The sequence below is a fragment of the Mycobacterium sp. MUNTM1 genome (assembly GCF_054660795.1).
Window position 1 is genome coordinate 1 of the sequence record NZ_BAAGDE010000130.1, and the last position, 1,778, is coordinate 1,778.

General features: G+C 72.2%; 2 protein-coding genes. Both read right to left on the reverse strand.

Translation table 11 applies throughout. The annotated features are described in order from the left end of the window. The coding region (locus ACYQ8K_RS30025) for a DUF7159 family protein (RefSeq protein WP_459975002.1) at positions 1-1,285 on the reverse strand (1,285 nt) is incomplete at its 3' end. Between the two features lie 132 nt (positions 1,286-1,417). Beyond that, positions 1,418-1,606: a hypothetical protein gene (locus ACYQ8K_RS30030; RefSeq protein WP_459975004.1), complete on the reverse strand. Its 189-nt coding sequence runs from the start codon at positions 1,604-1,606 to the stop codon at positions 1,418-1,420. Positions 1,607-1,778: the final 172 nt, after the last annotated feature.

Consider the following 1,778-nt stretch of genomic DNA (forward strand, 5'->3'; position numbering starts at 1 on the left):
CGGGTGCGGCCGGCGGGGGCGCGGGTGCGGCCGGCGGGGGCGCCGCCTCTTGGACCGGTGGGGGCGCCTGCCGGACGGGCGGCGGCACGTACTGCGGGGCCTGCCGGGTCGGGGCGCGATAGACCGGCGCCGCGGGCGGCGCAGTGACCGGGGTCTGCGGCGCGGGCTGCTGCACCGGCGACGGTGCGGGGGCCGGAGCGGCCACCTCCGATGGGCTCGGCGCGGGTGCGGGCGACGGTGCGGGGCTCGGGGCCGGCAGCTGCGCCTGCGGCGGGTTGCTCGGCGGCGGCGCCGGTAGCTGGACTCTCGGCGTGGCGATGCTCACGCCCGAATTGTGCCGACCGTCGGACCCCGGGCTATCCGACGTCAACGTCACCAGCACCACCCCGCCGATCGCGGCGACGATGGCGGCCAGGGCGCTACCGGCCAGCAACATGGACCAGGGCCGCCGCGGGGGCTTCTCGTCCTCGTCCGGGACGGCGCTGTACGCCCGGACGTCGGTGCCGAAGTCGAGGTCATCCCAGGCGTCCAGGTAGGTCGGGCTGATCGCGGGCGGGCTCAGCTCTCCGGTGCCCGGGTCCAGCGCGTAGGCCAGGGCCGCCGTCGACGACGCGAACAGCGGCGCGTTCGCCGACGCCAGCGCCGCCCCGCGGGCCAGAGCCATGTCCGGCTCCTCGGGCCCGGTGACCGGAAGTGAGGTCGCCGCCTCGAGCGTGGACTTCAGTGCCACGATGTCGGTTCCGCAGCCGATCAGGAATACGCCGTCGGCCCGGGACCCGCGCGCGTCCAGTCCGGAGACCATCGTCGCCAGTTCCGCGGCCAGGCCTCCCGCGCGACCGTCGCCGGTCTGGCGCCGGTGCAGGTCGACGATGGAGCCGTCGGCAACGTCGACCACGGCCAGCGTCGCGTTCGCCGGCTCGACGAACAGCATCGCGAGGCGCTCGTAGCCCAGCGCGTAACCGACGGTCTGCGCCAGCGCGGCCGCGGCGAGCAGCGGTGCGACCAACATCACGCCGCCCAGCTCGTGGGTGGCGATCGCGTCCCGTAGCGCTCCCACGCCGGCGGGGTCGCTCCAGGTGACCCCGGTCGAGGTCAACCGGTGACCGCCCTCCAGCACCCCTTCGCGGCTTCCGATGATCGCGTCGACCACCTGATCGACCGACTTCCCTGCGGCCCGAACCGCGAACTCTTCTTGTTCGACGGTCACGCCGTCAGCGTTTTGGCCTTCGATCGCCACCAGGCGGACTGTCCTGGGAGCCATCGACACCCCAAGCACGATGTCCACGTAACGCCTCCAAGGTCTTTTTCAACGCCCTTCGCAAGGGCATGGCGGGATGAACCCCGCCTGAACTTGGTGACCTAAACGTTACGCGCGTGCGTCTAGGGGCGCAGGAGGTGTGCGTACGCAGGAACGACGCTAGTAACCCGGCCCGAGGAACGGATTCTGTGAGCTTCCCGGATACTGCGGATACTGGCTCCCCGGATACTGATTGCCCGGATACGGCTGATATTGCGGGTATTGCGGGGTCGACGGGGCCTGCTGCTGGGGAACCGGTACCGGAATCGGTATCGGCAGCAGCGGAACGTGAATCCACTCCGTCGTCATCGGGACCGTCGTGCTGGTGGTGGTCGGCGGCGGCGGTGGCGGCGGCGTGGTCGTGGTTTCCATCGGTGGCGGCGGAACCGTTGTGGTGATGGTCGGTTGCGGCGGCGCGGTTGTCGGCGGCGCCGTGCGTCTCGGGGTGTAGACGGGCGCCGGCGGCGCGGTGGTGACCACC

Coding starts and splice junctions, on each gene's coding strand:
- ACYQ8K_RS30030 (WP_459975004.1), bottom strand. CDS start 1,606: ATGACGACGGAGTGGATTCACGTTCCGCTGCTGCCGATACCGATTCCG.